Annotated in this window: 23 protein-coding genes and 2 pseudogenes; 13 read left to right on the top strand and 12 right to left on the bottom strand. The window is 64.3% G+C overall.

The genetic code is table 11. The annotated features are described in order from the left end of the window. Together F3J20_RS14705 and mdlC are read right to left on the bottom strand one after the other, a co-directional pair. A partial coding sequence (locus tag F3J20_RS14705) for an aldehyde dehydrogenase family protein (RefSeq protein ID WP_167283716.1) occupies positions 1–194 on the bottom strand: 194 nt, incomplete at its 3' end. A gap of 69 nt (positions 195–263) precedes the next feature. Continuing rightward, on the bottom strand, positions 264–1907 hold the full coding sequence (mdlC, locus tag F3J20_RS14700; RefSeq protein WP_167283715.1) for a benzoylformate decarboxylase: 1644 nt from the start codon (positions 1905–1907) through the stop codon (positions 264–266). Between the two features lie 132 nt (positions 1908–2039). On the opposite strand from mdlC, the gene F3J20_RS14695 reads away from it, so the two are divergent. The 5 genes from F3J20_RS14695 (at position 2040) to F3J20_RS14675 (ending at position 8482) form a co-directional block, all read left to right on the top strand. Then, positions 2040–2957, top strand: coding sequence for a LysR family transcriptional regulator (locus tag F3J20_RS14695; protein ID WP_167283714.1), 918 nt, complete (start codon positions 2040–2042; stop codon positions 2955–2957). Between the two features lie 199 nt (positions 2958–3156). Continuing rightward, complete coding sequence (locus tag F3J20_RS14690; RefSeq protein ID WP_167283713.1) at positions 3157–3846, top strand: DUF969 domain-containing protein; 690 nt, start codon at positions 3157–3159, stop codon at positions 3844–3846. Beyond that, positions 3843–4793 carry a DUF979 domain-containing protein gene (locus F3J20_RS14685; protein WP_167283712.1) on the top strand — a complete coding sequence of 317 codons (951 nt, stop codon included), beginning with the start codon at positions 3843–3845 and terminating at the stop codon, positions 4791–4793. Before F3J20_RS14690 ends, F3J20_RS14685 begins: the two co-directional genes overlap by 4 nt. A 22-nt stretch (positions 4794–4815) precedes the next feature. Continuing rightward, positions 4816–5826, top strand: coding sequence for a DUF2891 domain-containing protein (locus tag F3J20_RS14680; RefSeq protein ID WP_167283723.1), 1011 nt, complete (start codon positions 4816–4818; stop codon positions 5824–5826). A gap of 274 nt (positions 5827–6100) precedes the next feature. After that, positions 6101–8482, top strand: coding sequence for a DNA polymerase II (locus F3J20_RS14675; RefSeq protein ID WP_167283711.1), 2382 nt, complete (start codon positions 6101–6103; stop codon positions 8480–8482). A 35-nt stretch (positions 8483–8517) separates the two neighbouring features. On the opposite strand, the pseudogene F3J20_RS14670 reads toward F3J20_RS14675, so the two are convergent. After that, positions 8518–8720 (bottom strand): annotated as a pseudogene (locus F3J20_RS14670) (DUF2252 domain-containing protein); the annotation flags it as partial. Between the two features lie 214 nt (positions 8721–8934). Beyond that, a complete protein-coding gene (gene ftrA, locus F3J20_RS14665; protein ID WP_167283710.1) occupies positions 8935–9906 on the bottom strand; it encodes a transcriptional regulator FtrA in 972 nt (323 codons plus the stop codon). A gap of 151 nt (positions 9907–10057) precedes the next feature. Here ftrA and F3J20_RS14660 point away from each other — a divergent pair, with 151 nt between their 5' ends. Together F3J20_RS14660 and F3J20_RS14655 are read left to right on the top strand one after the other, a co-directional pair. Further along, positions 10058–10516 (top strand): rhodanese-like domain-containing protein, encoded by a 459-nt coding sequence (locus F3J20_RS14660; RefSeq protein ID WP_167283722.1) that lies wholly within the window; start codon positions 10058–10060, stop codon positions 10514–10516. Between the two features lie 849 nt (positions 10517–11365). Continuing rightward, complete coding sequence (locus F3J20_RS14655) at positions 11366–12175, top strand: hypothetical protein (protein WP_205299294.1); 810 nt, start codon at positions 11366–11368, stop codon at positions 12173–12175. A gap of 124 nt (positions 12176–12299) precedes the next feature. Here the strand turns inward: F3J20_RS14655 and dapA are convergent, their stop codons facing one another. From dapA to F3J20_RS14635, 4 genes are all read right to left on the bottom strand, one after another. Beyond that, positions 12300–13205, bottom strand: a complete 906-nt coding sequence (gene dapA / locus F3J20_RS14650) for a 4-hydroxy-tetrahydrodipicolinate synthase (protein WP_167283709.1) — start codon at positions 13203–13205, stop codon at positions 12300–12302. Between the two features lie 513 nt (positions 13206–13718). Beyond that, entirely contained in the window at positions 13719–14213 is a 495-nt protein-coding gene (locus F3J20_RS14645) for a polymer-forming cytoskeletal protein (RefSeq protein ID WP_167039782.1), read from the bottom strand. Positions 14214–14327: 114 nt separating this feature from the next. Next, positions 14328–14720, bottom strand: coding sequence for a hypothetical protein (locus F3J20_RS14640; protein ID WP_167283708.1), 393 nt, complete (start codon positions 14718–14720; stop codon positions 14328–14330). A 7-nt stretch (positions 14721–14727) separates the two neighbouring features. Beyond that, on the bottom strand, positions 14728–15711 hold the full coding sequence (locus F3J20_RS14635; protein ID WP_167039778.1) for a M23 family metallopeptidase: 984 nt from the start codon (positions 15709–15711) through the stop codon (positions 14728–14730). Between the two features lie 578 nt (positions 15712–16289). Between F3J20_RS14635 and F3J20_RS14630 the strand changes: the two genes are divergently transcribed. Beyond that, on the top strand, positions 16290–17579 hold the full coding sequence (locus F3J20_RS14630; RefSeq protein WP_167039776.1) for an aspartate carbamoyltransferase: 1290 nt from the start codon (positions 16290–16292) through the stop codon (positions 17577–17579). A gap of 43 nt (positions 17580–17622) precedes the next feature. On the opposite strand, the gene F3J20_RS14625 is transcribed toward F3J20_RS14630, so the two are convergent. Beyond that, positions 17623–18465: an alpha/beta hydrolase family protein gene (locus tag F3J20_RS14625; RefSeq protein WP_167039774.1), complete on the bottom strand. Its 843-nt coding sequence runs from the start codon at positions 18463–18465 to the stop codon at positions 17623–17625. 472 nt (positions 18466–18937) lie between these two features. Between F3J20_RS14625 and F3J20_RS14620 the strand changes: the two genes are divergently transcribed. The 4 genes from F3J20_RS14620 to F3J20_RS14605 all read left to right on the top strand — a co-directional run bounded on the left by F3J20_RS14620 (position 18938) and on the right by F3J20_RS14605 (position 21912). Continuing rightward, entirely contained in the window at positions 18938–19495 is a 558-nt protein-coding gene (locus F3J20_RS14620; protein ID WP_167283707.1) for a PAAR domain-containing protein, read from the top strand. A 25-nt stretch (positions 19496–19520) separates the two neighbouring features. Then, positions 19521–20189 (top strand): glycine zipper family protein, encoded by a 669-nt coding sequence (locus F3J20_RS14615; protein ID WP_240162800.1) that lies wholly within the window; start codon positions 19521–19523, stop codon positions 20187–20189. A 233-nt stretch (positions 20190–20422) separates the two neighbouring features. After that, a complete protein-coding gene (locus F3J20_RS14610; RefSeq protein ID WP_167039771.1) occupies positions 20423–21100 on the top strand; it encodes a hypothetical protein in 678 nt (225 codons plus the stop codon). Between the two features lie 236 nt (positions 21101–21336). Beyond that, positions 21337–21912 (top strand): DUF4863 family protein, encoded by a 576-nt coding sequence (locus F3J20_RS14605; protein WP_167283706.1) that lies wholly within the window; start codon positions 21337–21339, stop codon positions 21910–21912. Here F3J20_RS14605 and F3J20_RS14600 read toward each other — a convergent pair. Then, positions 21903–22874: a LysR substrate-binding domain-containing protein gene (locus tag F3J20_RS14600; RefSeq protein WP_167283721.1), complete on the bottom strand. Its 972-nt coding sequence runs from the start codon at positions 22872–22874 to the stop codon at positions 21903–21905. The genes F3J20_RS14605 and F3J20_RS14600 overlap by 10 nt on opposite strands. Further along, positions 22874–23089 (bottom strand): hypothetical protein, encoded by a 216-nt coding sequence (locus F3J20_RS14595; RefSeq protein ID WP_167283705.1) that lies wholly within the window; start codon positions 23087–23089, stop codon positions 22874–22876. The genes F3J20_RS14600 and F3J20_RS14595 overlap by 1 nt, the downstream gene beginning before the upstream one ends. Before the next feature lie 133 nt (positions 23090–23222). On the opposite strand from F3J20_RS14595, the pseudogene F3J20_RS32130 reads away from it, so the two are divergent. Further along, a pseudogene (locus tag F3J20_RS32130) lies at positions 23223–23625 on the top strand (LysR family transcriptional regulator); the annotation flags it as partial. Between the two features lie 42 nt (positions 23626–23667). Here F3J20_RS32130 and F3J20_RS14585 read toward each other — a convergent pair. Then, positions 23668–24030, bottom strand: coding sequence for a response regulator (locus F3J20_RS14585; RefSeq protein ID WP_167283704.1), 363 nt, complete (start codon positions 24028–24030; stop codon positions 23668–23670). Positions 24031–24139: the final 109 nt, after the last annotated feature.

Here is a 24139-nt window from a genome sequence, read left to right as displayed (position 1 = left end):
CGCTCGCCCGGCCCCAGCGCGGACCACACCGGAAAGGCGGCCGCGGCGGCATCGACGGCGGCCACCGCGTCTTCGACGGTCGCGGCCGGCGCGCGCGTCGCGACTTCGCCGTCGAGCGGGTTGCGGCGCTCGAAGATCGCACCGTTACGCGCCTGCACCTGTTCACCGCCGATCAGCATCGCTACGTTTTTCATCGCTTGTCTCTCTGTCTTTTGAATGGGAATTACATGTGATGTGACGCTCAGGTAACGCTCAGGCGGCGATCAGGCGACGCTCACTTCGACGAGCGTCGGGCCGCTTTTCACCTCATGCGTCGAGAGCGCCTTGCGCAACACGCCGGCGAGTTGCGCCGCCTCGCCGACGCGTTCTCCAGGGCAGCCCATGCCCGCCGCGATCGTCACGAAGTCGAGCCCCGGCAGATCGGTGCCCTGCACCGGCTCGTGCGGCGCGAAACCGAATACGGGTGCGAAGTCCTGCAACGCGGCATAGCGCGTGTTGTTCAGGATCACGAATGTAATCGGCAGGCGTAGCTGCACCGCGCTCCAGATCGCCTGGATCGAGTACATGCTCGAACCGTCGCCGATCAGCGCGATCACGCGCTCGCCGGGCCGCGCGAGCGCCACGCCGACTGCCGCGGGCATGCTGTAGCCGAGGCCGCCGCTGTCCATCGTCATGAAAGTGCCGGGACGCACGATCGGCAGATAGATTTGCATTGCCGGACGCGCGCTCGGTGCTTCCTCGACGATGATGCCGTCGGGATCGCGCACGTCGGCGAGCGTCTGCAACGCGAACGCGGCCGACATGCGCGCGCCGGCCACGGGCGGCAACGCGCGCGGCGGCACGGCGCGCGGCGCGGGGAATGCGCGTTCCCTCGGCGCGGCGCGCGCCAGCAGGTCCTGCATGCCGAGCCGCACGTTGCCGACCGCGGCGATGCCCTGCGGCGTCCATGCGGCCACACCCGGATCGTCGATCAGTTGACATAGCTGCGCGCCCGGCGGCACATGCGGGCCATGTCCTTCGATGTGATACGTGAACGCGGGCGCGCCGATCACGAAGATCGCATCGTGCCCGTCGAGCAGGTCGACGATGCGCTCGCGCATCGCGGGCAAAAAACCGCCGAACAGGCGATGCGTTTCGGGGAAGCTGCAACGTGCGCTCATCGGCGCGACATAGACGCGCGCGCGATGGCGCTCCGCCAGTTGCACGACGTCCTCCGCCGCATCGGCGCGATCGACCGCGCCGCCGACCACGAACGCGGGCCGCTCGCACGCGTCGAGCAACGCGCCGATGCGTTCGAGCATTGCCGCATCGGGGCGCATGACCTGCGCGACCTCGCGCTCCGGCACGCGTTCGGCGGGCTGATCCCAGTCGTCGGCGGGAATCGACACGAACACCGGGCCGCGCGGCTCCTGCATCGCAATTGCGTAGGCGCGCGCGATCGCGAGCGGCACGTCCTGCGCGCGCGCGGGCTCGATGCTCCACTTCACATAGGGTTTCGGCAATTCGGTCGCCTGGGTCGCGGCGAGAAACGGATCGAACGGCAGGATCGAGCGGGCCTGCTGGCCCGCCGTGACGACGAGCGGCGTGCGGTTGCGAAACGCCGTGAAGATGTTGCCCATCGCGTTGCCGACGCCCGCCGCCGAATGCAGGTTCACGAGCGCCGCGTTGCCGGTGGCCTGCGCATAGCCGTCGGCCATGCCGACCACCACGGCTTCCTGCAGACCGAGCACATAGCGGAAATCGGCGGGGAAATCGCGAAACATCGGCAACTCGGTCGAGCCCGGGTTCGCGAAGATCGACGTCATGCCGACGCGGCGCGCGAAGTCGATGACCGCGTCGCGCACGGTCCATTGCGGGTGATTGCCGGGATTCTGCTGCGCAGCGTGGGCTGTCACGTGGGCTGTCATGCGATGTCTCCTGTTTTTTATAAGTACAACACGTCGGCGCGAAAAATCGGCGCAACAAAACGAACGGCCATTATCCCGACGGTATGGGTAGCCGGAAATTGCCTTATTTGGAAAAAGGCATTACCTTTTGGCATGACTTACAACCTGCAGCAACTTCAGGCGTTCGCGGCGATCGTCGCAAGCGGCAGCCTCGGCCGCGCGGCGGATGCGCTGCACGTCACGCAGCCCGCGCTGAGCCGGACCATTCGCCGGCTCGAGGAACAGGTCGGCGCCCCGCTGTTCGAGCGGCATTCGCGCGGCATGCATCTGACCGAGGTCGGCGCGGTGCTGCTGCCGCATGCGCTTCTGTTGCAACGCGAGGCCGAACAGGCGCGCGAGGAAATCGACGCGCTGCGCGGGCTCGCGCGCGGCACGATCCGCGTCGGCGCGGCAGGCAGCATCGCGAGCCTCGTGCTGCCGCTCGCGGTGGGCCGCGTGCTCGACAAGTGGCCGAATCTGCGCGTGGAGATCATCGAGGGCGTGTGGGACCGTCTCGCCGACGCGCTCGTCAGGCGCGAGATCGACCTCGCGCTCAGCGTAGCCGTGCCCGATAGCGACGAAATCACGGCGATCGCCGATTGCCGCTGGGAAGACGCGAGCTATGTGGTCGCCGCGCCCGATCATCCGTTGCGGCGTAAGCCCGGTCTCACGCTTGCCGATACGCTCGGCGAGCGCTGGGCGATTCCGCCGCGCGGCACCGGGCCGTTCGAGCAGATGCAGAGCGTGTTCGCCGAGCACGGGCTCGGGCTGCCGAACGTGGTCGTCGAAACGCGTTCGATCACGGTGCTGAAGAGCCTCGTCGCGCGTTCGGGTTTTCTGGGCTGGATGGCTGCGCCGATGTACGTGACCGAGAGCAAGGCCGGCGTGTTCGATACGCTCGGCATGCCCGGCGTGGCCGGGCGCCGCACGCTGACCGCGTTCCGGCGCCGGCAAGGCATTCTGCCGAGTCCGGCCGTGAAGCTGCTCGAACAGTTGCGGCAACTGACGGCCGAGGAAATCGGCGTGGAGTGACGGTGGGGTTGGCGAATCTTGGCGTTTACCCTGTGAAAATATTTTCTCGCCTATTTATCGATAAATTATCGTGCTAGATTCCGTCGCCGTGCCGGCAGGCGCGCGGGCTCGCTGATCGCCGGGCCATCGTTCATCCGCCGCATCGTCATCGCGCAACGCGCCGGTAACCGGGCGTCGCCGCAACCAGAAGGAGAGCCGCATGTGGGTTTTGATTGGCGTGCCGATCGTGGTGCTCGGCTTCGCATTGCGCTTCAACGCGCTGCTGGTGGTCACGCTCGCGGGCATCGCGACCGGGGTGGCCGGCGGCCTGCACCCGGTCGAGATCGTCAGCGCGTTCGGCAAGGCCTTTGCCGATAACCGCTACATGGGCCTGATCTGGCTCACGCTGCCGGTGATCGCGCTGCTCGAACGCAACGGCTTGAAGGAACAGGCGCGGCATCTGATTTCACGCCTGCAGGCCGCCACCACCGGCCGCGTGCTGATGCTCTACTTCGTGATCCGCCAGCTCACGGCGGCGCTCGGCCTCACCTCGCTCGGCGGCCACGCGCAAATGGTACGGCCGCTGATCGCGCCGATGGCCGAAGCCGCCGCCGCGAACCGTCACGGCGAATTGCCCGAGGCGGTGCGCCAGCAGATTCGCGCGAACGCATCGGCGGTCGACAATATCGCCGTGTTCTTCGGTGAGGACATCTTCATCGCAATCCAGTCGATCCTGCTCATCAAGGGCTTTCTCGAACAGAACGGCGTCATCGTCGAACCGTTGCAGGTCTCGGTGTGGGCCATTCCGACCGCAATCGCCGCGCTCGTCATTCACGTGATCCGCCTGATCCTGCTCGACCGCAACCTGTCGCACAAGATGAGCGCCTACAAACGGAGCGCCGCGCGATGATCAAGCTCGAATCCCTCTACGTCCTCGCCGGTTTGATGTTCGCCGCGTTCGCGCTGTTCAATCTGCGCGACCGCTCGAATCCGCGCCGCGTCATCAACTTTCTGTTCTGGGGCATTTACGCGCTCACGTTCCTGTTCGGCGCGGAATTGCCGCACTTCGTGACAGGCTGCCTCGCCATCGCGCTCGCCTTGATCGCGGGCTCCGGCAAGCTCGGCAAAGGCCACAGCGACAGCAACGGCGAAGCCGCCGCCGCGCGCCGCGAAGCGAACGCGCGGCGCTTCGGCAACAAGCTGTTCGTGCCGGCGCTGCTGATTCCGCTCATCACGCTGGCCGGCACGCTCACGCTCAAATACGTCCCCTTCGTCGAGACGAAGAACGTCACGCTGATCTCGCTCGTGCTCGGCACGCTGGTCGCATTCGGCGCGGCGCTCTTCATGCTGCGCGACTCGCCCGTGCATGCGCTGAAAGATGCGCGCCAAACGATGGACACGGTCGGCTGGGCCGCGATCCTGCCGCAGATGCTCGCCGCGCTCGGCGCGCTGTTCGCGGTCGCGGGCGTCGGTCACGTGGTGTCGGATCTCGTGAAGACGTGGATTCCGGTCGACTCGGCGTTCGCGGTGGTCGCGGCCTACACATTCGGCATGGCGATCTTCACGATGATCATGGGCAACGCGTTCGCCGCGTTTCCGGTCATGACGGCCGGCATCGGCCTGCCGCTGATCGTGCATCAGTTCAACGGCAACCCCGCGATTCTCGGCGCGATCGGCATGCTGTCCGGCTTCTGCGGCACGCTGATGACGCCGATGGCCGCCAACTTCAACATCGTGCCCGCCGCGCTGCTCGAACTGAAAGACCAGAACGGCGTCATCAAGGCACAATGGCCGACCGCTTTACTCCTGTTGGTCGTCAACACCATACTGTTGTACCTGTTCGTATTCCGCTTCTGAGGAGCCGCCGATGACCGCGCCGTTGCCGCAACAACTCACCCGCGAATTCGCGTCGAAATTCGCCAACCTCGCGCTCGCCCACCTCACGCGCGAGTATCCGAACAAGCTCACGCACGCGCTTGCCGGCGCGCAGGACGTGCAGGGCCCGCGCGCGCTGCACCCGATCTTCTACGGCAGCTACGACTGGCATTCGTGCGTGCATGGCTACTGGCTGGTTCTGCATCTGCTCGAACGCTTCCCCGATCTGCCCGAGGCCGCACGCATCGTCGCGGTGGCCGACGAGCATTTCACCCACGCGAACGTGGCCGGCGAACTCGCGTATCTCGACCTGCCGCACAACCGCGGCTTCGAGCGTCCCTATGGCTGGGCATGGCTGCTCGCGCTGAGCGCGCAGCTCGACGCGCTGAAGATCTCCGAGGCCGCACGCTGGTCGAAGACGTTCGCGCCGCTCACGGCCACCTTCGTCGAACGCTTCGAGGAGTTTCTGCCGAAGGCGACTTATCCGCTGCGGGTCGGCACGCACTTCAACATGGCTTTCGCGCTGGCGCTGACACTCGATTTCGCGCGGCAAACCTCGCGCACGTCGCTCGAAGCGCTGATCGTCAGCACCGCCGAACGCTGGTTCCTCGACGACGTCGCCTGCCAGGCATGGGAGCCGTGCGGCGACGAATTTCTCTCCCCTTCGCTGATGGAAGCGGAACTGATGCGGCGCGTGCTGCCGTCCGCGCAATTCGTCGACTGGTTTGGCCGCTTTCTGCCGGACCTCGGCGCGAAGAAGCCCGCGACGCTGTTCGAGCCCGCCATCGTGACCGATCGCAGCGACGGCAAGATCGCCCACCTCGACGGTCTCAATCTGAGCCGCGCGTGGTGCCAGCGCTCGCTCGCGCGCGTGCTGCCGGCTGGCGACGTACGCCGCACGGTGCTGTTCGAAAGCGCCGAGCGCCATCTGCATAGCGCGCTCGCGCACGTGGCCGGCGACTATATGGGCGAGCATTGGCTCGGCACGTTCGCGACGCTCGCGCTCGAAGCCTGAGCGGGTTTTCCGTTCGACGTGCCTTGCGCAGGCGCGCCGCCTGGTCCGTTTGGTCCGTTTGATTCACCTGGTCCATTCAGGAGCGCCTTTTTTATTTCGCCCGTTTAACGCAGGCCGTTGCCTCGCCTGCACGACTTCGTTTTACTGCGTCGCTCTACATCCGCACTCCGCGCCCTTCTTCGGCCATCGCAGCCAACGCTTGCGGCGGTAAAATCGCACAAGGCGATCAAGCCCGTCGAGAGGTAAAGCGAAGAGGCGCAAAAGAGGTGCGAGTTTGACTGAGTTCGAGCAGGGTTTCATTTTGACCCGGCATTGGCGGGACACGCCCGCCGGCACGGAAATCGAATTCTGGCTGGCCACGGATAGCGGGCCGCGCCATATCCGTTTGCGCCTTCAGCCTTCGATCGCCTTCATTCCCAGCGAACATCGCGAGCGCGCCGAGACGATTCTGCGCGAGGACAAGCAGCACGAGCTGCGGTCGCTCGAATTGCGCGACTTCCAGCAGCGTCCGGTGATGGGGCTTTACTGCCCGCAATACCGGCAGTTGAAGGGCCTCGAAAAACGCCTGAAACAAGGCGGTATCGACGTCTACGAAGCCGATATCCAGCCGCCCGAGCGCTACATGATGGAGCGCTTCATCACCGCGCCCGTGTGGTTCAGCGGCGAGCCGCAGCCCAAAGGCCCGCTTCTGAACGGCGAATTGAAACCGGCCAACGGTTATCGTCCGCCGTTGAAGCTCGTGTCGCTCGACATCGAAACGAGCGTGCATGCCGAGCTTTATTCGATCGCGCTCGAAGGTTGCGGCGAGCGCCAGGTGTATATGCTCGGCCCGCCTAATGGTAACGACAGCGACGGCGACGCGGGCGCGCTCGACTTCAGGCTCGAATACTGCGAAACGCGCGCCCAGCTGCTCGAAAAACTGATCGCGTGGATGGAGTTGCATGATCCCGATGCGATCATCGGCTGGAATCTCGTGCAGTTCGATCTGAAGGTGCTGCAACAGCATGCGCAACAGTATCGCGTGCCGTTGCGCATCGGCCGCGGCGGCGCCGTGATGGAGTGGCGCGAGCACAGCGTCACGCGCAATCACTTTTTTGCGGGCGTGGCGGGTCGTCTTGTCATCGACGGTATCGAGGCCTTGCGCTCGGCGACGTGGAGCTTTCCGTCGTTCAGCCTCGAATACGTGTCGCGCTCGGTGCTCGGCGAGGGCAAGGCGATCGACAACCCGTATCAGCGCATGGATGAAATCCAGCGCCGCTTCGACGAAGCCAAGCCAGAACTCGCACGCTACAACCTCAAGGATTGCGAACTGGTTACGCGCATCTTCGCGAAGACCGAACTGCTGTCGTTTCTGCTCGAACGCGCGAGCGTGACCGGCCTCGCCGCCGATCGCAGCGGCGGCTCGGTCGCGGCGTTCACGCATCTGTATATGCCGCGCATGCATCGGCAAGGCTATGTCGCGCCGAATCTCGGCGACGTCGCCGGTGCCGCGAGCCCCGGCGGCTTCGTGATGAATTCGCGGCCCGGCCTCTACGACTCCGTGCTCGTGCTCGACTACAAGAGCCTCTATCCGTCGATCATCCGCACGTTTCTGATCGACCCGCTCGGTCTCGTCGAAGGCCTGCTGCATCCCGACGACGAACACTCGGTGCCGGGCTTTCTCGGCGCGCGCTTTTCGCGCACGCGCCACTGCCTGCCGTCGGTCGTCGCGCAGGTCTGGGACGCGCGCGAAGCGGCCAAGCGCGAGCACGACAAGCCGCTCTCGCAGGCCCTGAAGATCATCATGAACGCGTTCTACGGTGTGCTCGGTTCGACCGGCTGCCGCTTTTTCGATCCGCGCCTCGCGTCGTCGATCACGATGCGCGGCCATGAAATCATGCACACGACGCGCGAATGGATCGAGGCGCAAGGCTACGAAGTGATCTACGGCGATACCGATTCGACCTTCGTGTGGCTCAAGCACGCGCGCGACGAGGACGCCGCCGCGCGCATCGGCCGCGCGCTCGTCGACCATATCAACGCGGCGTGGCAGCAGACCTTGCAGGCGCGCTTCGGACTCGACAGCACGCTCGAACTGCAATTCGAGCGGCACTACCGGCGCTTTTTCATGCCGACCGTGCGCGGCACCGAAGAAGGCAGCAAGAAGCGCTATGCGGGTCTCAGCGTGGCGGCGAACGGCAGCGAGGAAGTGGTCTACAAGGGGCTCGAAACCGTGCGCACGGACTGGACACCGCTTGCGCAACAGTTTCAGCAGGAGCTGTACCGGCGCATTTTCAAACAGCAGCCGTATCAGGATTACGTGCGCGACTATGTGCGCGATACGCTCGCGGGCCGGCTCGACGATCAACTCGTGTATCGCAAGCAGTTACGCCGCCCGCTCGCCGCCTACGAGCGCAACGTGCCGCCGCACGTGCGCGCGGCACGCGTCGCCGATGACTTCAATCGCGCGCAGGGACGTCCGCTGCAATATCAGAACGGCGGCTGGATCAGCTACGTGATGACGATCGCCGGGCCCGAGCCGCTCGAAACGCTGCGCTCGGCGATCGACTACGAGCACTATCTGACGCGGCAATTGCAGCCGGTTGCCGACGCGATTCTGCCTTTGCTGCGCGACGATTTCACGAGGTTGATGTCGGGGCAAAGGGAGTTGTTCTGATTGGCGATGTTGCGGATCTCGCGCGGCTGCGAGGCTATCGCACCGCGATCATAAGCCTCGCAATACGCTTTCCAGCTGGCGCCACCTGCGCCTCGCATTGCGCGAGATCGATCAGCGGCAACTGCCAGTCGTGCCGGTTGCCGAATGCGATCAGGTCATCGGCGATCACCGACTTCTGCCCGCCGCCGCTGCGCAGATGCGCCCACGCGCTCAATTCGGCCATGCTGTCGATCACTGCCATCAGACCTGCCCGTATTCGAAGGCCCTGCATCGAAGCGTGGATGTGCAGACCGCGCTGGTTTGATGCGCTTTTCAGAAAGCGCTGCCCTCAGGTCCACCTGAGGGGCCACCTAAGGATCGACCTGAAAGTCCACCCGAACCTCACAGCCCCTAAACCGGCATTGCGCAATCCTGACACCACCCGGATCGCGCAATCCGCCGCCACCCGGCACTCAACCTGCGTCCCGCGCCCCAAACTTGCGCCGGTACGCCCCCGGGCTCGTCAGCGCAATGCGCCGGAAATGCCGCCGCAGCGATTCTTCCGAGCCGAACCCCGCCAGTTCCGCGACGCGCGCCATCGGCAACGGCGACGGCGACGGCGCTTCGAGCAGTTCGCGCGCAATCGCGACGCGCTCGCGCACGAGCCAGTCGTACGGCGCCATGCCGGTCGCGTCGCGAAATTGCCGTTGCAGCGTGCGCGTGCTCATCGCGGCACGCTCGGCGAGCGAGCGCAGCGTGTGCGGCTCGGCGGGATGGCGGCGCACCCAGTCCATCAGCTTCGCGAGACGCCCGCTTTCGTCGTGCGGCACCGGTCGCGGCACGAACTGCGCCTGCCCGCCCTCGCGATGCGGCGGCACCACGAGCCGTTGCGCGACGCGGTTCGCGATCGCGCTGCCGTGGTCGCGCCGCACGAGGTGCAGCAGCATGTCGAGCCCGGCCGCCGATCCCGCCGACGTGATGATCCGCCCTTCGTCGACATAGAGCGCGTCGGGTCGCACGCGCAGATGCGGATAGCGCTGCTGCAGTGTCTCCGCATAGCGCCAGTGCGTCGTGACAGTCTTGCCGTCGAGCACGCCCGCTGCCGCGAGCACGAACACACCCGAGCAGATCGAGCAGAGTCGCGCGCCACGCTCGTAGGCGGCGCGGATTGCGCTCAGCAGCGCGGCGGGCGGTGCTTCGTCCGCGTCGCGCCAGCCCGGAATCACAATCGTGTCGGCTTGTGCGAGCAGCGTCAGCGTATGCGGCGCGCCGATCGTAATGCCGCCCGCCGCGCGGATCGGCCCCGGCTCGGCCGCGCAAACCGCGAAGCGATACCAGGGCACGCCGAGTTCGGGACGTTCGAGCGCGAACAGTTCGGTCACGCAGCCGAATTCGAAGGTGCAGAGCCGATCGTAGGCCAGCGCGACAACGAGATGGTTTTGCATGGCGCGATGTTACCGAAGATTGACGATTACGCCACTTATCCGCGTACGGGCCGAGCGGCACAATCAAACCGCCTGATCGCACCGCAGCCCCGCCCGCCGACAGGCCGTCCGCTCAACCCAGCCATCGCGCCTAGCCATGTCCGACACTTCCATGCCTTCCAGCCGCGCCGCCGACAGCGACGGCCCCAACGTCACTAATCGCGCCAACGCGGTCACTGCGATCCCCGCCGCCGACAGCACCGCCGCGCTCGCCCACTTCCACGCGTCGCTGCAATTCGAAACCGATTGTTCCGACGTCCACGCCGCGCTCGCGAGCGGCACGCCCGGCTTCGTGCTGCTCGACGTGCGCAGTCCCGCGCTGTTCGCCCAGGGTCACGTGCCGGGCGCGCTCAATCTGCCGCATGGCAAGATCGTCGCGTCGAAGCTGGCCGGCTATCCCGCCGACACGCTCTTCGTCACCTATTGCGCGGGCCCGCACTGCAACGGCGCGGCGCGCGGTGCCCTGCGGCTCGCGCAACTCGCGCGGCCCGTCAAGCTGATGGCCGGCGGCGTCACCGGCTGGCTCGACGAGGGCTTCGCGCTGAGCCGTCCCGAGGCAGCGCTGCCATGACGCGCCGCCGGGGCTTGCTGCCATGGTCCGCCAGCGCGATCTGCGAGCGTGATTCGCCGCTGCGACTCGCCCCCGTGATCCACCGCTGAAACACGCCGCAAAGCCCGGCCCGGCCGTCATCCGCGCCCAATCGGGCCGGCTCGAGAATGCATCTCGATTTGTCTAAATAAAAGCCGCGAGCTGCCGATAACAGATCAAACCGCCCCTCTCCCGGCGGTTGGACCCCATATGCTGAGTTCCCACCTTTTCTGGTTCGTCGCTATTTCGTTTGTAGCCGTGGCGCTGGCGTCGTCCAGCGCGCCCGAACTGACGGACCGCATGTTTCTGCTTGCGCCGATGCCGCTGCGGCACGCGTGGCGGCTCGCCGACGCGCTCGCGGCGACGGCCTGCCCGCTCGCGCGCGCCACCTCGACAGCCACGCCGCGGATCGCGCGCGCACCCGGCAAGCCCAACCCACTCGATCTCTCGCGCAAACGTTTCGCTACCGCGCTCGCACATCCTTTCGAAATGGCAACACGGGCGCGGACGTCGAGACGAAATCGCAGGCCGACCAGCCGCCCTCGACGACGCGCAACGCCAGCAACACATGCAACGCAATGCCAGGCGTCCTGCCTGGCCAGCCAGTCAACGCCGGCGACTTCGGCGCCATGCCCAGGGGGAGAACAATGGCCGCGTGAGCACGCCACGCGTTGAAACGAGCTTCGCAACGACTTTTCAGAATGATTTCCCCGAAACGACTTCGGGATGACATAAAAGCATGTTGTCGTCAGTTTTCATGACGATTGGGCAGACGCCCGGCCGCAACGACGGCAACGCACAAAACAAAACAGGCAAGGTGTTGGAGATTTCATGACTTTCGACGTAGCGACGTATACCTCGTTGTGGCTGATCACGTTCCTCTGCTGTGCGCTCATCACCACGGCGCTGTCGCGCATGTTCCCGCAGGTCGTCGCATTCCGTTTCTGGGCCATCGGGTTCTATCTGAACGGCGCGTCGTCGGCCTGCTTCGCGTTGCATCTGACGTGGCGGCACGGTGTGTTTCTCGTGCTCGGCGCAACGTTCGCGCTGCAATGCCGGATCCTGATCTGGTGCGGCCTGCGCAAGCTGCTCGGCATTCGCGCGCCATGGCGCACCGGGCTCGCGCTGTCGCTGCTGTTCTGCGCGCTCTATGGCGGCGCGCTCGCGTATCCGCTGCCGATTCTCTTCCGCGCGGCGCTGCTCGCGCTGTTCTTCCTGCCGTGCCGCCTCGGCACGCTTTACGACATATGCCGGCCGCGCCGCACGCATCTCAGCCCGGCACGCTCTATCGCGGCGACCGGCGCCATGCTCGCGTCGCTCAATACGATCCTGCCGCTCGTGCTCGCGCTGCTGAACCGCACCAACCTGTCGCTCGTGCTCGCCAATCCGCGCACGACGTCGGCGCTGTACGCCTTCGTCTTCGCCGGCGACCTGCTGCTCGCGAGCGGCCTGATCGTGCTCGCGTTCAAGCTGCTGAGCGTCGAGCGCAACATGCTTGCCACGCTCGATCGCAGCGCGTCGGCGCACCGCGCGGCACGCCGCGCCATGCGCGCGCTGCGTCAGTCGACGGAGACACTCGGGGCGGCCCGCGTGCATCACGACGATGTCGGATATGCGCCGACGGCGGCCGGCACGATTTGAGAAAGCACGGGCCGGGTGTAGGCCGGCCAGCCCGCGCTTCGCGGCTTCGGATCACCGCTTTACGCCACGGCCGCGCGTCGCGGCTTCGTGCCGCGACCTCATGCCGCCGCTTCGCCCTGCCGCTTTACCTCCGTTCGCCCTCTTCGCTCGCGACGAGCGCTTCGAGCCGCCGCGCCAATGCGTCGCTCGCAGGCGTCATCGGCATGCGCAACTCGTTGCGGATCCAGCCTTCGGCCGCAAGCATCGCCTTGACCGGCGACGGATTCGGCTCGACGAACGCAAGCTCGATCTGCGGCACGAGCGCCTGAAAAATCCGCCGCCCGTCGTCGAGCCGCCCATCGGCGAGCGCACGATGCAGCGCGACGAAACGCTCGGGCCGCACATGCGCGGCTGCCGCAATCGCCCCGCTGCCGCCAAGACACAGCGTACTGAAGATCTCGAGGTCGTTGCCGGCCAGCACCTGCAAGCGACCGTCGCGAATCAACGCAAGCGTTGTGTCGAGCGAGCCCGCGCAATCCTTGATCGCCCGAATCCGCGGATGCGCGGCCAGCGTGAGCAGCGTGTCGAGTTCGAGCCGCACACCGGTGCGCTGCGGAATGTCGTACAGCACGACGGGTTGCGCACTCGCGTCGGCCAGCGCGCTGAAATGGCCGACGATACCGGTTTGCGCAGGCCGCGTGTAATACGGCGCGGCAATCAGCACACCCGCGATCGGCAGCGGATTCAACTGTTCGATGCGCTCGCGCATGCTCGCCGTGCCATTACCCGACACGCCGACCAGTACCGGCAACGCGTGCCGCTGCGGGGTCGCGTCAGCGGCAACCTGCACCGCGTCGAGAATCGTCGCGAGCACGGCATCCTGTTCGGCGGCGTCGAGCGTGGCCGGCTCGCCGGTCGTGCCGAGCGCGACGAGACCGGCCACGCCGGCGTCGGCATAGCGGCGCACGAGCGCGCGCAAGGCGGCGTGATCGACCGCGCCGTCGGCGAACGGCGTAATCAGCGGAATCCAGATACCCGAGAAATCAGACATGTTTTCTACCTCGATGACGACCGTATCGAATCCGGTCAGCGGTGCGAGGAAGAAAGGAGAAAGCCGGGGGGCGGTCAACCGGTCGTTCCGTCGCACATCTGACGACGGAACAGCGTGCTCCGGTCAGATGAGCGGCTGTTTTTTGGCTTTGGCGTGCACGTTGAGCGAAGCGTCCATGCGTGCGAACGCCACGCTCGCGAAAGCGGTGCGGACGGAGGTCGACGGACGGAGTCGGAACGTGGAGCCGGAGTGCATGAACCGCAGTGTAACCGCGATAGCGCCGCAGCGGGTGCAGTCTGGCATGGCATGCGGGTTCGTCTTCACTGGTGACCTGCTGCTCGCGAGCGGCTGGATCGTGTTCCTCTGTTCAAGCGGCCGAGCGTCGAGCGTGACATGCTCGCCACGCTCGGGCGCGGCGCGTCGGTGCATCGGTGCGTCAGCACACCGCGCCGTGCGCGCGCTGCGTCAGCCGAAGGAGACGCCCGGCGAGGCGTGCGGACACCAGGCCCGGCATCACCCCCGCTCAGCCTTCGACGGAGACGGTTTGAGTTCGGCGGGGCGAACTTCGCGAGGTTCGCTCTCGCGCAGCATGACCCGCACCGGCTCGCTGCCTGCGGCCGGACGTGCCAGCAGCGGCTGCGCCGGCTCGCATTTCTTGAGCTTGCCTTCGACCGAAGCGCCGCAATCCATCTGCAACTGCTGGTAATAGATATTGCCGGTCACATGCGCATTACCCTGCAGTTCGACGAAGTGATCGGCCGTCAGATCGCCCACAATCCGGCCATTGACCACCACGTCATAGCAGTGCACGTTGCCCTCGATCGAGCCTCGATCGCTCAGGACGAGCAAGGTCTGACTGCCGGCCGCGCCGCTGACGTTGCCTTTGATATGGCCGTCCATGCGCAACCCCTCGCTGAACTGAAGATCGCCGGTAATTCGCACGTCTTCTGCGATCAACGTGGCAAGCCTCGAGCGCTCGATACCTGCGTTTTTTTTCTTGCTGAACATCACGGTTTCCCCGAAAAAAGCCGCCGCTCAGGCTTTGGCGACGGCGACTCGACTCCACTACAGCACGGCATCATGGTCATGCCGCGCCTCTGCGGCAGCCGTGCATTGTTTCGCTCAGCGACGCGGCGCCGTCGCGCGGACGGTGCCCTGCTCGCGCAGAAACGCCAGCTCGGCGCCGAGCCTCGCGACCTCGGCGGCGGCGCTGTCGGCCGTCTTCTGCACCGCGCCGCGCGCGGCCGACTCTTCGGCCAGCGCGAGCCTCAGGCGAAGCACTTCCGCCTGCCGGCTGCCGGCGTCCGCGCTCGCCACGGCGCATCGGTCGCACGGCTCGTGCGGCCCGCGAGCCTGGCCCATCTGCCACGCCTTCAGCGCGAACGCGCCGGCACACGCGCTCAGCATGCAGACCACGGCCCAGACGGCCATGCGCCAAGCCAGCGGCCGCGTGGGACGCAGCGTATAGCCGTGGCGGCTCAAACTCATCGTCACGCGCGAGGTGTGACCGCCCATGCGCCGCTTAACCATGAGCCGGCGGCGCAAACAGCGCGAGATAAGCGACGGGATTGACGACCTCGCCATTGACCCGTACTTCGAAATGCAGATGCGGACCGGTCGAGCGGCCGGTCGAGCCGACATCACCGATATGCTGTCGCGGCAGCACCAGTTCGCCCGCATGCACGACGAGCCGCGAGGCATGGCCGTAACGCGTGACGAACCCGTTGCCGTGATCGATGTCGATGGCGTTGCCGTAGCCCGATTTTTCGCCGGCGAAGATGACGCGGCCGCCGGCGGCCGCGAGGATCGGCGTCCCTGTGCCGGCAACCAGGTCGACGCCAGGATGGAAGCTCAAACGATGCGTGAACGGATCGCTGCGATTGCCGAACGGCGAGCCGAAGCGCGCTCCGTCGACCGGCATGCGGCCGGGAAACGCGGCATAGACGACGGCATGCCGGGCCGTCTGCCGTTCCAGTTGCGACAGCGTCGCGTCGATGCAGCTCAGTTGCTCGCGCGTGCGCTGCGCATCGGCACGGCCGCGTGCCTGCCCGGCAAGTTCATCGCAGCGGCGCGGCGGCAATGCGGGACCGCCTTCGCCGTCGGTGGCGGACATGTCGGATTCGCCATCCGATGCGGCACTGGCCGGCGCGGCGGAGCGTGGCATGGCCGGGCGCCGGGTCGGCTGCAGCGTGCTCAAACGCGTTTCGAAGTCGCGCAGCGTATCGACCTCGGCGGTGAGCCGCGCAATCCGCGGTTCGATCTGCGCGACCGACGCGTTCAGTTCGCCGAGTTGCGCGATCCGGTAGTCGCGTTCGACGTGATTTTCCTGCGGGACGACAGCGGCCTCATGAACCGGCCAGTGCATGCCGATCGCGATACCCGCGCCAACGGCCACGACGGCGGTGCCGCACGCCGCGCCCAACGCGAGCGATAACGCGGTACGACGCGTGACGAATCGCAGCGAGCCGCTTGCCAGTCCGCTGCCCAGCCGGAACGGGGCGGCCATTAGCGACGCCCGGCGCGCGTGCGGCCTCGCGCGCGAAGCGGCGCATGCGCGAGACCTCGCATGCGCGGAAACAGCCCATCGGCATGAGCCTCGATGCCACGCGCAGCCAGTGCGGCGCGCCGGGTAAAACGAAACTGCGGAGAGAACGGCGAAGGGATCAGCGGCATTGGATTCATACGGTATCGGCCGAATAAAAACGGAGGCGATAAAAGACGAAGCTGGCGATTATCACCTGGGATTGCCAGGCTCTATCTCAAATACAGGACGGGGCCTGGAGAGGCATGCGCGATGCGCAGCGAATGGAGCAACGCGTGGCGTTCGAAGCGTGTGTTGCGCGCTGCGCCATGTCGTGCGGTACGAGCCGATGCGCGTTCGCGTCGGTCGGCACACGGGCATGACCGGCGATGCGCCGCTGCGCGTGCAAGGTGCACGACCGCGCGGTAATCGGCGGCGCTGTTCGGGCGGCGGCCCGCCCCGCGAGAAAACGCTTGACTTCTGGCGCCCAGAAATTAATATACGCAACGCGTATATTTTTACCTCACCCTTCCCGCCGATTCCTTTTTCCGACAGGTGCCCTCATGAGCGTTCCGCAACAAGCCTTCCTACGCGATGCGATGCGTCGCCTGAACATGACGCGCGATACGTTCGCGAGCCGTATCGGCGTATCGCGGCGGGCGCTCGATACGTGGCTGCTGCCGGACGACTCGCAGGAATCGCGTGCGATGCCGGAAATCGTCGAGCGCTTCGTGTCGGAAATCGTCAACGCGGAGCCCGGTGAAAAATATACGCAAAGCGTAGACTCGCAATCGCTGGCGAGCCAGATGCTGTTCGAGGGCAGGCCGCAGTTGCTGTCGGTCGATCAGTTCTCGCGCGACTCGGTCGAGGCGCTCTTTCGCGTCGCCGACATCATGCAGCCCATCGCGCGACGCCGCAAAATCTCGCGCGTGCTCGAAGGCGCGGTGCTTGGCAATCTGTTCTTCGAAGCCAGCACGCGTACGCGCGTGAGTTTCGGCGCGGCGTTCTGCCGGCTCGGCGGCTCGGTCTGCGACACCACGGGCTTCACGTTTTCGTCGATGGCGAAGGGCGAATCGATCTACGACACGAGCCGCGTGATGAGCGGCTACGTCGACGCGCTCGTGATCCGCCATCCGGAGCAAGGCTCGGTGGCCGAATTCGCGCGCGCGACCAACGTGCCGGTCATCAACGGCGGCGACGGCCCCGGCGAGCATCCGAGCCAGGCCCTGCTCGACCTCTACACGATCCAGCGCGAGTTTTCGCGCCTGGGCAAGATCGTCGACGGCGCGCATATCGCGCTGGTCGGCGACCTCAAATACGGCCGCACCGTGCACTCGCTCGTGAAACTGCTCGCGCTGTACCGTGGCATCAAGTTCACGCTGATCTCGCCGCCGATGCTCGAAATGCCGGGCTACATCATCGAGCAGATTTCGCGCAACGGCCATGTGATCGAGCAGACGCACGACCTGCGCAACGGCCTCGCCGGCGCCGACGTCGTGTACGCGACGCGCATCCAGAAGGAACGCTTCACCGACGAATCGTTCGAAGGCTACACGCCCGACTTCCAGATCAACCAGGCGCTCGTCGACAGCATCTGCGGCGCCGACACGCTCATCATGCATCCGCTACCGCGCGACAGCCGGCCCGGCGCGAACGATCTGAGCGTCGACCTCAACCACGACTCGCGGCTCGCGATTTTCCGGCAAACCGACAACGGCATTCCGGTGCGGATGGCGATTTTCGCGGTGCTGCTCGGCGTCGAAAAGCAGGTTCAGCATTCGATGCGCGATGCCGCATGGCGCCCGCCCGTGTATCTCGGCCCGGATGACGCGGTGTTTCACGGCATCGACTGAGAGCGAGCCCGCTGCCGGTTCTGCTTACGGCATCATTGGCGAATCAGGCTGCGGCGCCCGCTTGCGCCGCGTGTCTGAACATGCCGGCAAAGAACAGCACCTGATACTGCACCGCGTTCGACCAGTACTGCCAGGTATGTCCGCCTGGCCGCTCGGCGTAATCGTGCGGCACGCCGAGTTCGACGAGCCGCTCGTGCAGCAGCCGGTTCGATTGCACCAGCGAATCGTTGACGCCGCAGTCGATCGTCAGCGCGATATGCTCGCGGCCGAAATCCTGCGCGCTCGCGACGATCGCTTCGCTGTTCCAGAAGTCGGCATCTTGCGACGGATCGCCGAAAACCTGGTCGATGCCGGGTTCGTCTTCGCAGCCGCGCGGGTCCACCGCGCCGCTGATGCTGCCCGCCGCACCGAATTCGCCGGGCCGGTCGAGCGCGATGCGCAGCGCGCCGAATCCGCCCATGCTCAGGCCCGTGATCGCGCGCGCCTGCTTCGCCGCGATCGTGCGGAAATGTCCGTCGATATAGCTCACCACTTCGGTGCCGACATAGGTCTCGTAACGGCTGCGCGGATCGACGGGACTATCGATGTACCAGCTCTCGTGCCCGCCGTCGGGCATCACGAGAATCACGTGATAGCGGTCGGCCAGTTTGCCGATATGCGAATTCGCGGTCCAGTCGGTATTGTCGCCGCCCGAACCGTGCAGCACGTAGACGACCGGAAAGCGCTTGTCCGCATTGCCGCGCGCGTACTGATCGGGCAGCACGACCGTCGCATCGAACGAACGATGCATCGCCACGCTCGGAATCGCGACGACGCGTGTCTGAAATGCCCATACCGGCGACGCGATCAGCATCAGAATGAGCCAGAACGCACGAACTGGATTCATGGTGGGTCGCTCTCCGCTTCGCTTTCATTCGTCAGGCATGCGAATAAAGTCATTGCGCATGCGTCGGCCAATGTCTCCCGACGACTTTAGCAAGAGCGACTTACAACCGTATTTCAGCGAAACATACGGTCCGTCAGGGGCGGGGCGTTGTGGGACAGGTCGTGCCAGAGATCTTCGGTGTTCGGCGTATTTCGGGCTTTGTGGACGGGCGGTGACGCTGCGCATCAAAATCGCCCCATTAAATGGAAACACGGCAAGACGACAGACACGCCCCTCATAAATAGGCATTTGAAATCGAGATAGACAGCGTTTTTGTCAGTCTTTGTGAAAATCGTTCTATCTCGATTTTTCCGTGTTGACCCGATCGTTTTTCCATGATGAGGTAGCGGACTTCTCAAGCTGCCTGGGAATCAAACTTGCGCAGCCGGATATCGATATTCACGGCTGTTGACGTTACCCATAGTGAGGCAAAGTGAAGCGCTACGTACTCAGGAAAGGAGACAAATCGACCAATGGCGGCATCGTTACGGAGGGAATTGAAAACTGCACCGATCATGGTGTGCCGATAACCTATCTTGGCGCGCAGGTCTGGTGTAGCGGTTGCCAGTCTGTTGGTCATATTGAACCAACGGGGCCGCGCCACCGCGCAGTCAGATACGGCAAACAGGAAGCACTAGACGGGGACATTTGCCTGTGCAAATGCTGCCCGCCCCCCATCCTTCATGCATCGCAAAGCCACTCATTGTACGGTTTCCAAGCTCATGGACTGGAGCCAGTGGAATATGACGCTCGCGGTCAGGCACTGCCAACCGATCCAACCGGCGATTTTGACGAGCGAGTACGCATCATCGACGCTAACGGTCGAGCACTCGTCGCGACGCCGTATCACATACGAACGGCGAGCGGCGCAGTCTACCAGGGTGTAGCGGATTCTCTTGGCTACTGTCCACGCATCTATACCAACAACATATCGCGACTCGATATTGCAGTCGGGATTCGTGCGCTGGAGCGCTGCACAATCGCTTCATGACTAAAGTGCCGGAGCACTGAAGATAATGGGAAATTACGTTTATCAAACCAACACCAATCAGAGAGCAAACTCTCAATACGATGTGCTTGGGCATCCTATGCCCGCAAAGGTATTCATCTTTGTCGTCGTTGACGAACCTGGACAGGATGGTTTTCTCGTTCGCCAATGCTACGCTGACGTTGACAACCCCTATCTGCAAGAGTTGAAACTTGGTGAGTTGGGAAATTTGCGGGAGGTGTACCCGGAAAAATATGGACTATGGGGAAAAGGACCTGGCTCGGGTGCAACGATCGCAGAGCATGTAATGGGTGAAGAAAGAGTCACAAGCTTTTCCTCTACAAGCTCAGACTTTCCGGGTGGTGCAACCCGTTTTGATGGGAAAACAGTCTATATCGACATCGCAAAGGCGAAGCGCTCCGGCGCGCGACTTGTTACCGGTCAACAAATTCGTGCCGCACTGGACGAATACGCCCAACAGAATCCACATTTGAAGAAACGAATAGAGACGATACGCGGCTATTCGGAAGCCCTGGATAGGGAAATCCTGATACAACCCCATCCCAGCGTGCCGCCATCAGGCGTGTTCACACCGGAGGGATTGGGTGGGACGCGGGGCCTCGTGAAATACGTGCGCGTGGTACAGGTATTTTGCATTGCATTCACCGCTTATGATCTTTCGGTGGCAATCGTTTAAGACAACGTCGGTTCGCCCCATCGAAAAGGAAGTTGTGCGACAGATGGGCGGCTGGGGTGGCGCGATAGCTGGTGCCAGGATCGGTGCAATTGCCGGGACCATGATTGGTGTCGAGACAGGACCGGGAACCGTGATTACGGGTCTGATTGGCGGAATAGTTTTCGGAACGATAGGCTATCTCGGCGGAAGCTTCGCCACCACGAAGATGCCGACGCATTAACAGGGAAATCAGCGTGTTCTCATTGCAACGAATAATCGACGATATCGGTCGCAAGCGGCAAGAGCGGCGCTTTGCTTCGCAGTCGCAAAACCGGCTGACGGAAGTCATCGAGCACGTCTTCGGAGCCGATATCGACAAACTGAAGGAGATATTTCCATCGTCCGGCATAGTCACGATTCTCGACGACTTCCCCGCTTACATCGAGATTCGCCCTCTTCGCGATATCGGCGTCAATGCCTTTCTCGTGAGTCAGACTATCGAGGTTGCCCAAATGCCGCGTTACGTCATGACTATTCGCAACGGTCGCGAGGAAACAGAGTGGCAACACTATAACAACGACCATCTGCATACTTTCCTCAAGCATGACCAGGAACTTGCGGGATTCAATATGCGGCTCCTGACCAACGACATTGCCTTGATCCGGCAACTCGCTGACGCACGATTCAATCCCCCTTGCCCATGGATCGCATTCTATGAGCTTGGCCCGATTGCAGGCTCCTTACAGGGTAACGCCGAATACTGGTATCACCACGTCTGGGACCGGTACTGGGAAGCGCTCAGTCTCCACGAACAGTCCGAGTTTCTTGCAAGGAAGCGACAGGAAACCATTAGCTACATGTCCGAGAGTGAATGGCGGGATTGGATAAGCGGACTCAGATTCCGCGATCCAAGAACACGCGACTCACCATGAATGGCTCGGCAAGAACGTCAGGCACATCCCGCTTCCCGCATTCAACCGAACCCGCCCCATCATGCACGCCATGCATAGTCATCTTGCAAGAGTTTCCCTTCTTCGGCGCACACGCCTGTGGCATCGTCATATCGCGCTGCAACGTATCGAGCTTCGCACTTCCCCCAGGGAAGAGGTGAGCGCGCCGCGCTCCACATGTCGAATGCTCATGACGATCAATTCAAGGAGAAACCAGCATGTCCCACACCCAACAATTCAGTGGCAAGGATGAACTTATCGCCCGTTGCATCCCCTTTCTGGAAGAGGTCAAAGACATCACGACGAGCACGGAAGTCGAACAATGGCTGAATACCCGCTATGGCGTGGATAGCGAGTTGTACCAGGATCTGTCGCGTCTGATCCGGCTCGGCGTGAAGGAAGGCTGGGCGGCCGACGTCGAAGTCGGCGGCCCACGCTATCGCCGTGCCCGGCTCGTCACGCCCTCCGCCGAGACGTTCTATTTCAGCATCACCGCGGTTCTGATAGACAGCTCGGACAACACCCAGAACAATCCCGAAGGCAGCTTTCGCGGCGACTACCACGCGCATCCGTATGGCGAGTTCAACATGGTCGTGCCGCTCGACGAAGGCGCCGCGCTGATGGGCCCGAACGGCTGGTGCCACGCCGGCTGGACAGCCCCGGCCCCGGGCAGCAGCCACTATCCGGAAGCGAGAGGCGGCGCCGTCATCGCCCTGTTCTTCCTGCCCTCGGGACGGATTTCCTACGATGCAAAGCCGCCGCAAGCTCGAACGTCAGACGCGCTTCACGCCTGAACCTCGCTGACCACGTCCTCGATCTGCCGCCTGAGCCACTGTAGTGCTGCGTCGTTGTCATTGCGCTCGTGCCAAACGACTCGTACCTCTTCGCTCGGGCACGCGTAGGGCGTCGCGTGCGTCGTCAATTCGCCCTGGCTCTCCATCTCGCGCCCGAGTGGCGATGGAACAAGCGCGAGCATGTTGCTGGAACGCAGGAGTGCCGGCATGGCCAGCGCGTGCGCGACCGCCACGCGCACGCGCGGCGACTCGCCGCGCGCCGCGTAGGCACGATCGAGTGCATCGCGGTTGAACATCTCGGACTGCCTGGCAAGACCGCGTTCGAGAATAAAGCCGCTTACCGCGCCCTCTTCTTCCCCGCCGAGCGAGATGGTCGCGAGCGGGTATTCGAGCAGATCATCGAGCGTAAGCGGCCGCCCGGCGAGCGGATGATCGCGATGCATCAGCAAAACATCGGTCTGCTCCCAGATCGTCATCCAGCGCAAGCGCGACGGAATCTCCGCGAAGATGCCGACCGCGATATCGATGCGGCCCACATCGATCTGGCCGGCGAGATCGAGGCGTGTCGACGGCCGGACGACGAGATCCGTCAGCGGCGCTTGCGCGCTCAGACGCTGGCTGAGTCGCCCGAGCAACAGCGAGGTGATGTAGTCGTTGGCCGCGACGACAAACTTGCGCTGCGCGTCGGCCGGTTCGAATGCGGCGACGCCCAGCGCCAGCTTGATCTGCTGAAGCGCACCGCGCAACGGGCCTGCCATGTCCATCGCGCGCGCGGTGGGCTGCATGCCCTTGCCGGTACGCACGAAAAGATCGTCGTTGAGGACCTGGCGCAGGCGTGCCAGTGCATGGCTCACTGCTGACTGGCTCAGGTGCAGGCGCTTGCCCGCAAGCGCGAGACTGCGCTCCTCGAATACCGCGTCGAAGACGCGCAGCAGGTTCAGGTCGATGTTATCCAGAGACATCATGCGGCTCCGTGCGCTGGCCGGCCGGTAGGCACTGCCCTAGCATCGTTGACGTTCGGCATGGATTCAATGCGGCACGCTGCGTCCAGCGGCGCCCTGTACGGCACGCAGGCAGCGCCGCCATCTGCGGCAGAAATCAACGCGTCGCTCGTGCGCGCGAGCACGTCGAGTTCGCCGCGCTCGCCATCGTGTGGCACGTAATTGACGATAGGCATGACATCTTTCCCTGGTCGACTGAAGCAAGCGCGTCAGCTTACCAGGATTCCATGCAAAGCGAGCGATGGGAACACCATCGGCATGTTTCGACATACCCCCGATGCTCCCACCCGGTAACGTCCAGACGAGATTGCGGCGGATGTCTATCTCGACGCGCACGGGCGCCCCGAGCCTCGGCACGAACTGCTGTCCCACACGTGCCTGCGCGAGCAATTCTCCGGCGGCGCGACGCCGACCTCGTACCTCGAACGCGAGAGCGAACTGCTGCAATGGCATCCGGGCGGACCACTGCTCGTACAGCCGGGCGCGGCGATCGACCTCGCGGTCAGTTGCGCTCTCGCGGGTATTGGCATCATTCATCTGTTCGAGGAGATGCTGCGCGCACATATCGCCAGCGGCGCGCCCGAACCAATTCTCGAACCGTGGCGGCTGCGCTTTTCGGGGCCGTTTCTGTATTACCCGAGGGCATCGCCACGTGCCCGCGCCGCTGCGCGCATTCGTCGACTTTCTCAAAGACGACGCACAGGCATCCTGATGATTGATGCCGAGCCGGCCGGGACATGAGCAACATGCCGCCTCAGCGATCGCCCCTGCACAGACGCGCGATCATCGTCAGAAAATATTCCACGCCACTCGGCTTGCGCAGGTAAAAACTCCAGTTGCGCGCCTCGCCTTCGGACGGCGGCACGGCCGTGTGCAGCAGAATCGGCACATCGGCGAGTTGCGGCATCGCCTTGAGGCTGCGGCACAGCTCGGCCCCGTCCATGACCGGCATCGTCCAGTCGGTGACAATCAGGTCGGGAACATGGGCACGCGCGCACGCGAGCGCTTCGGCGCCGTTGTTCGCACAACTCACCTCATACCCCTCGCGTTCCAGAATCAGGCACCACGCGGCCAGAATTTCCGGCTCGTCGTCCACCAGCAGGATTGAGCGCGTCATCGTCTGCGGACTCGTTGCTTCGATTGCCCGACGAGATGGCGCAAGAGGTGTTCCACATGCGGCAATTGCGGCGATAATGGGCGCCATCTTCGGCTCTCTCCGGGCCCAG

The organism is Paraburkholderia sp. Cy-641 (assembly GCF_011752945.1).
Lineage (GTDB): Bacteria > Pseudomonadota > Gammaproteobacteria > Burkholderiales > Burkholderiaceae > Paraburkholderia.
This window is presented reverse-complemented; position numbering and strand designations above follow the sequence as displayed.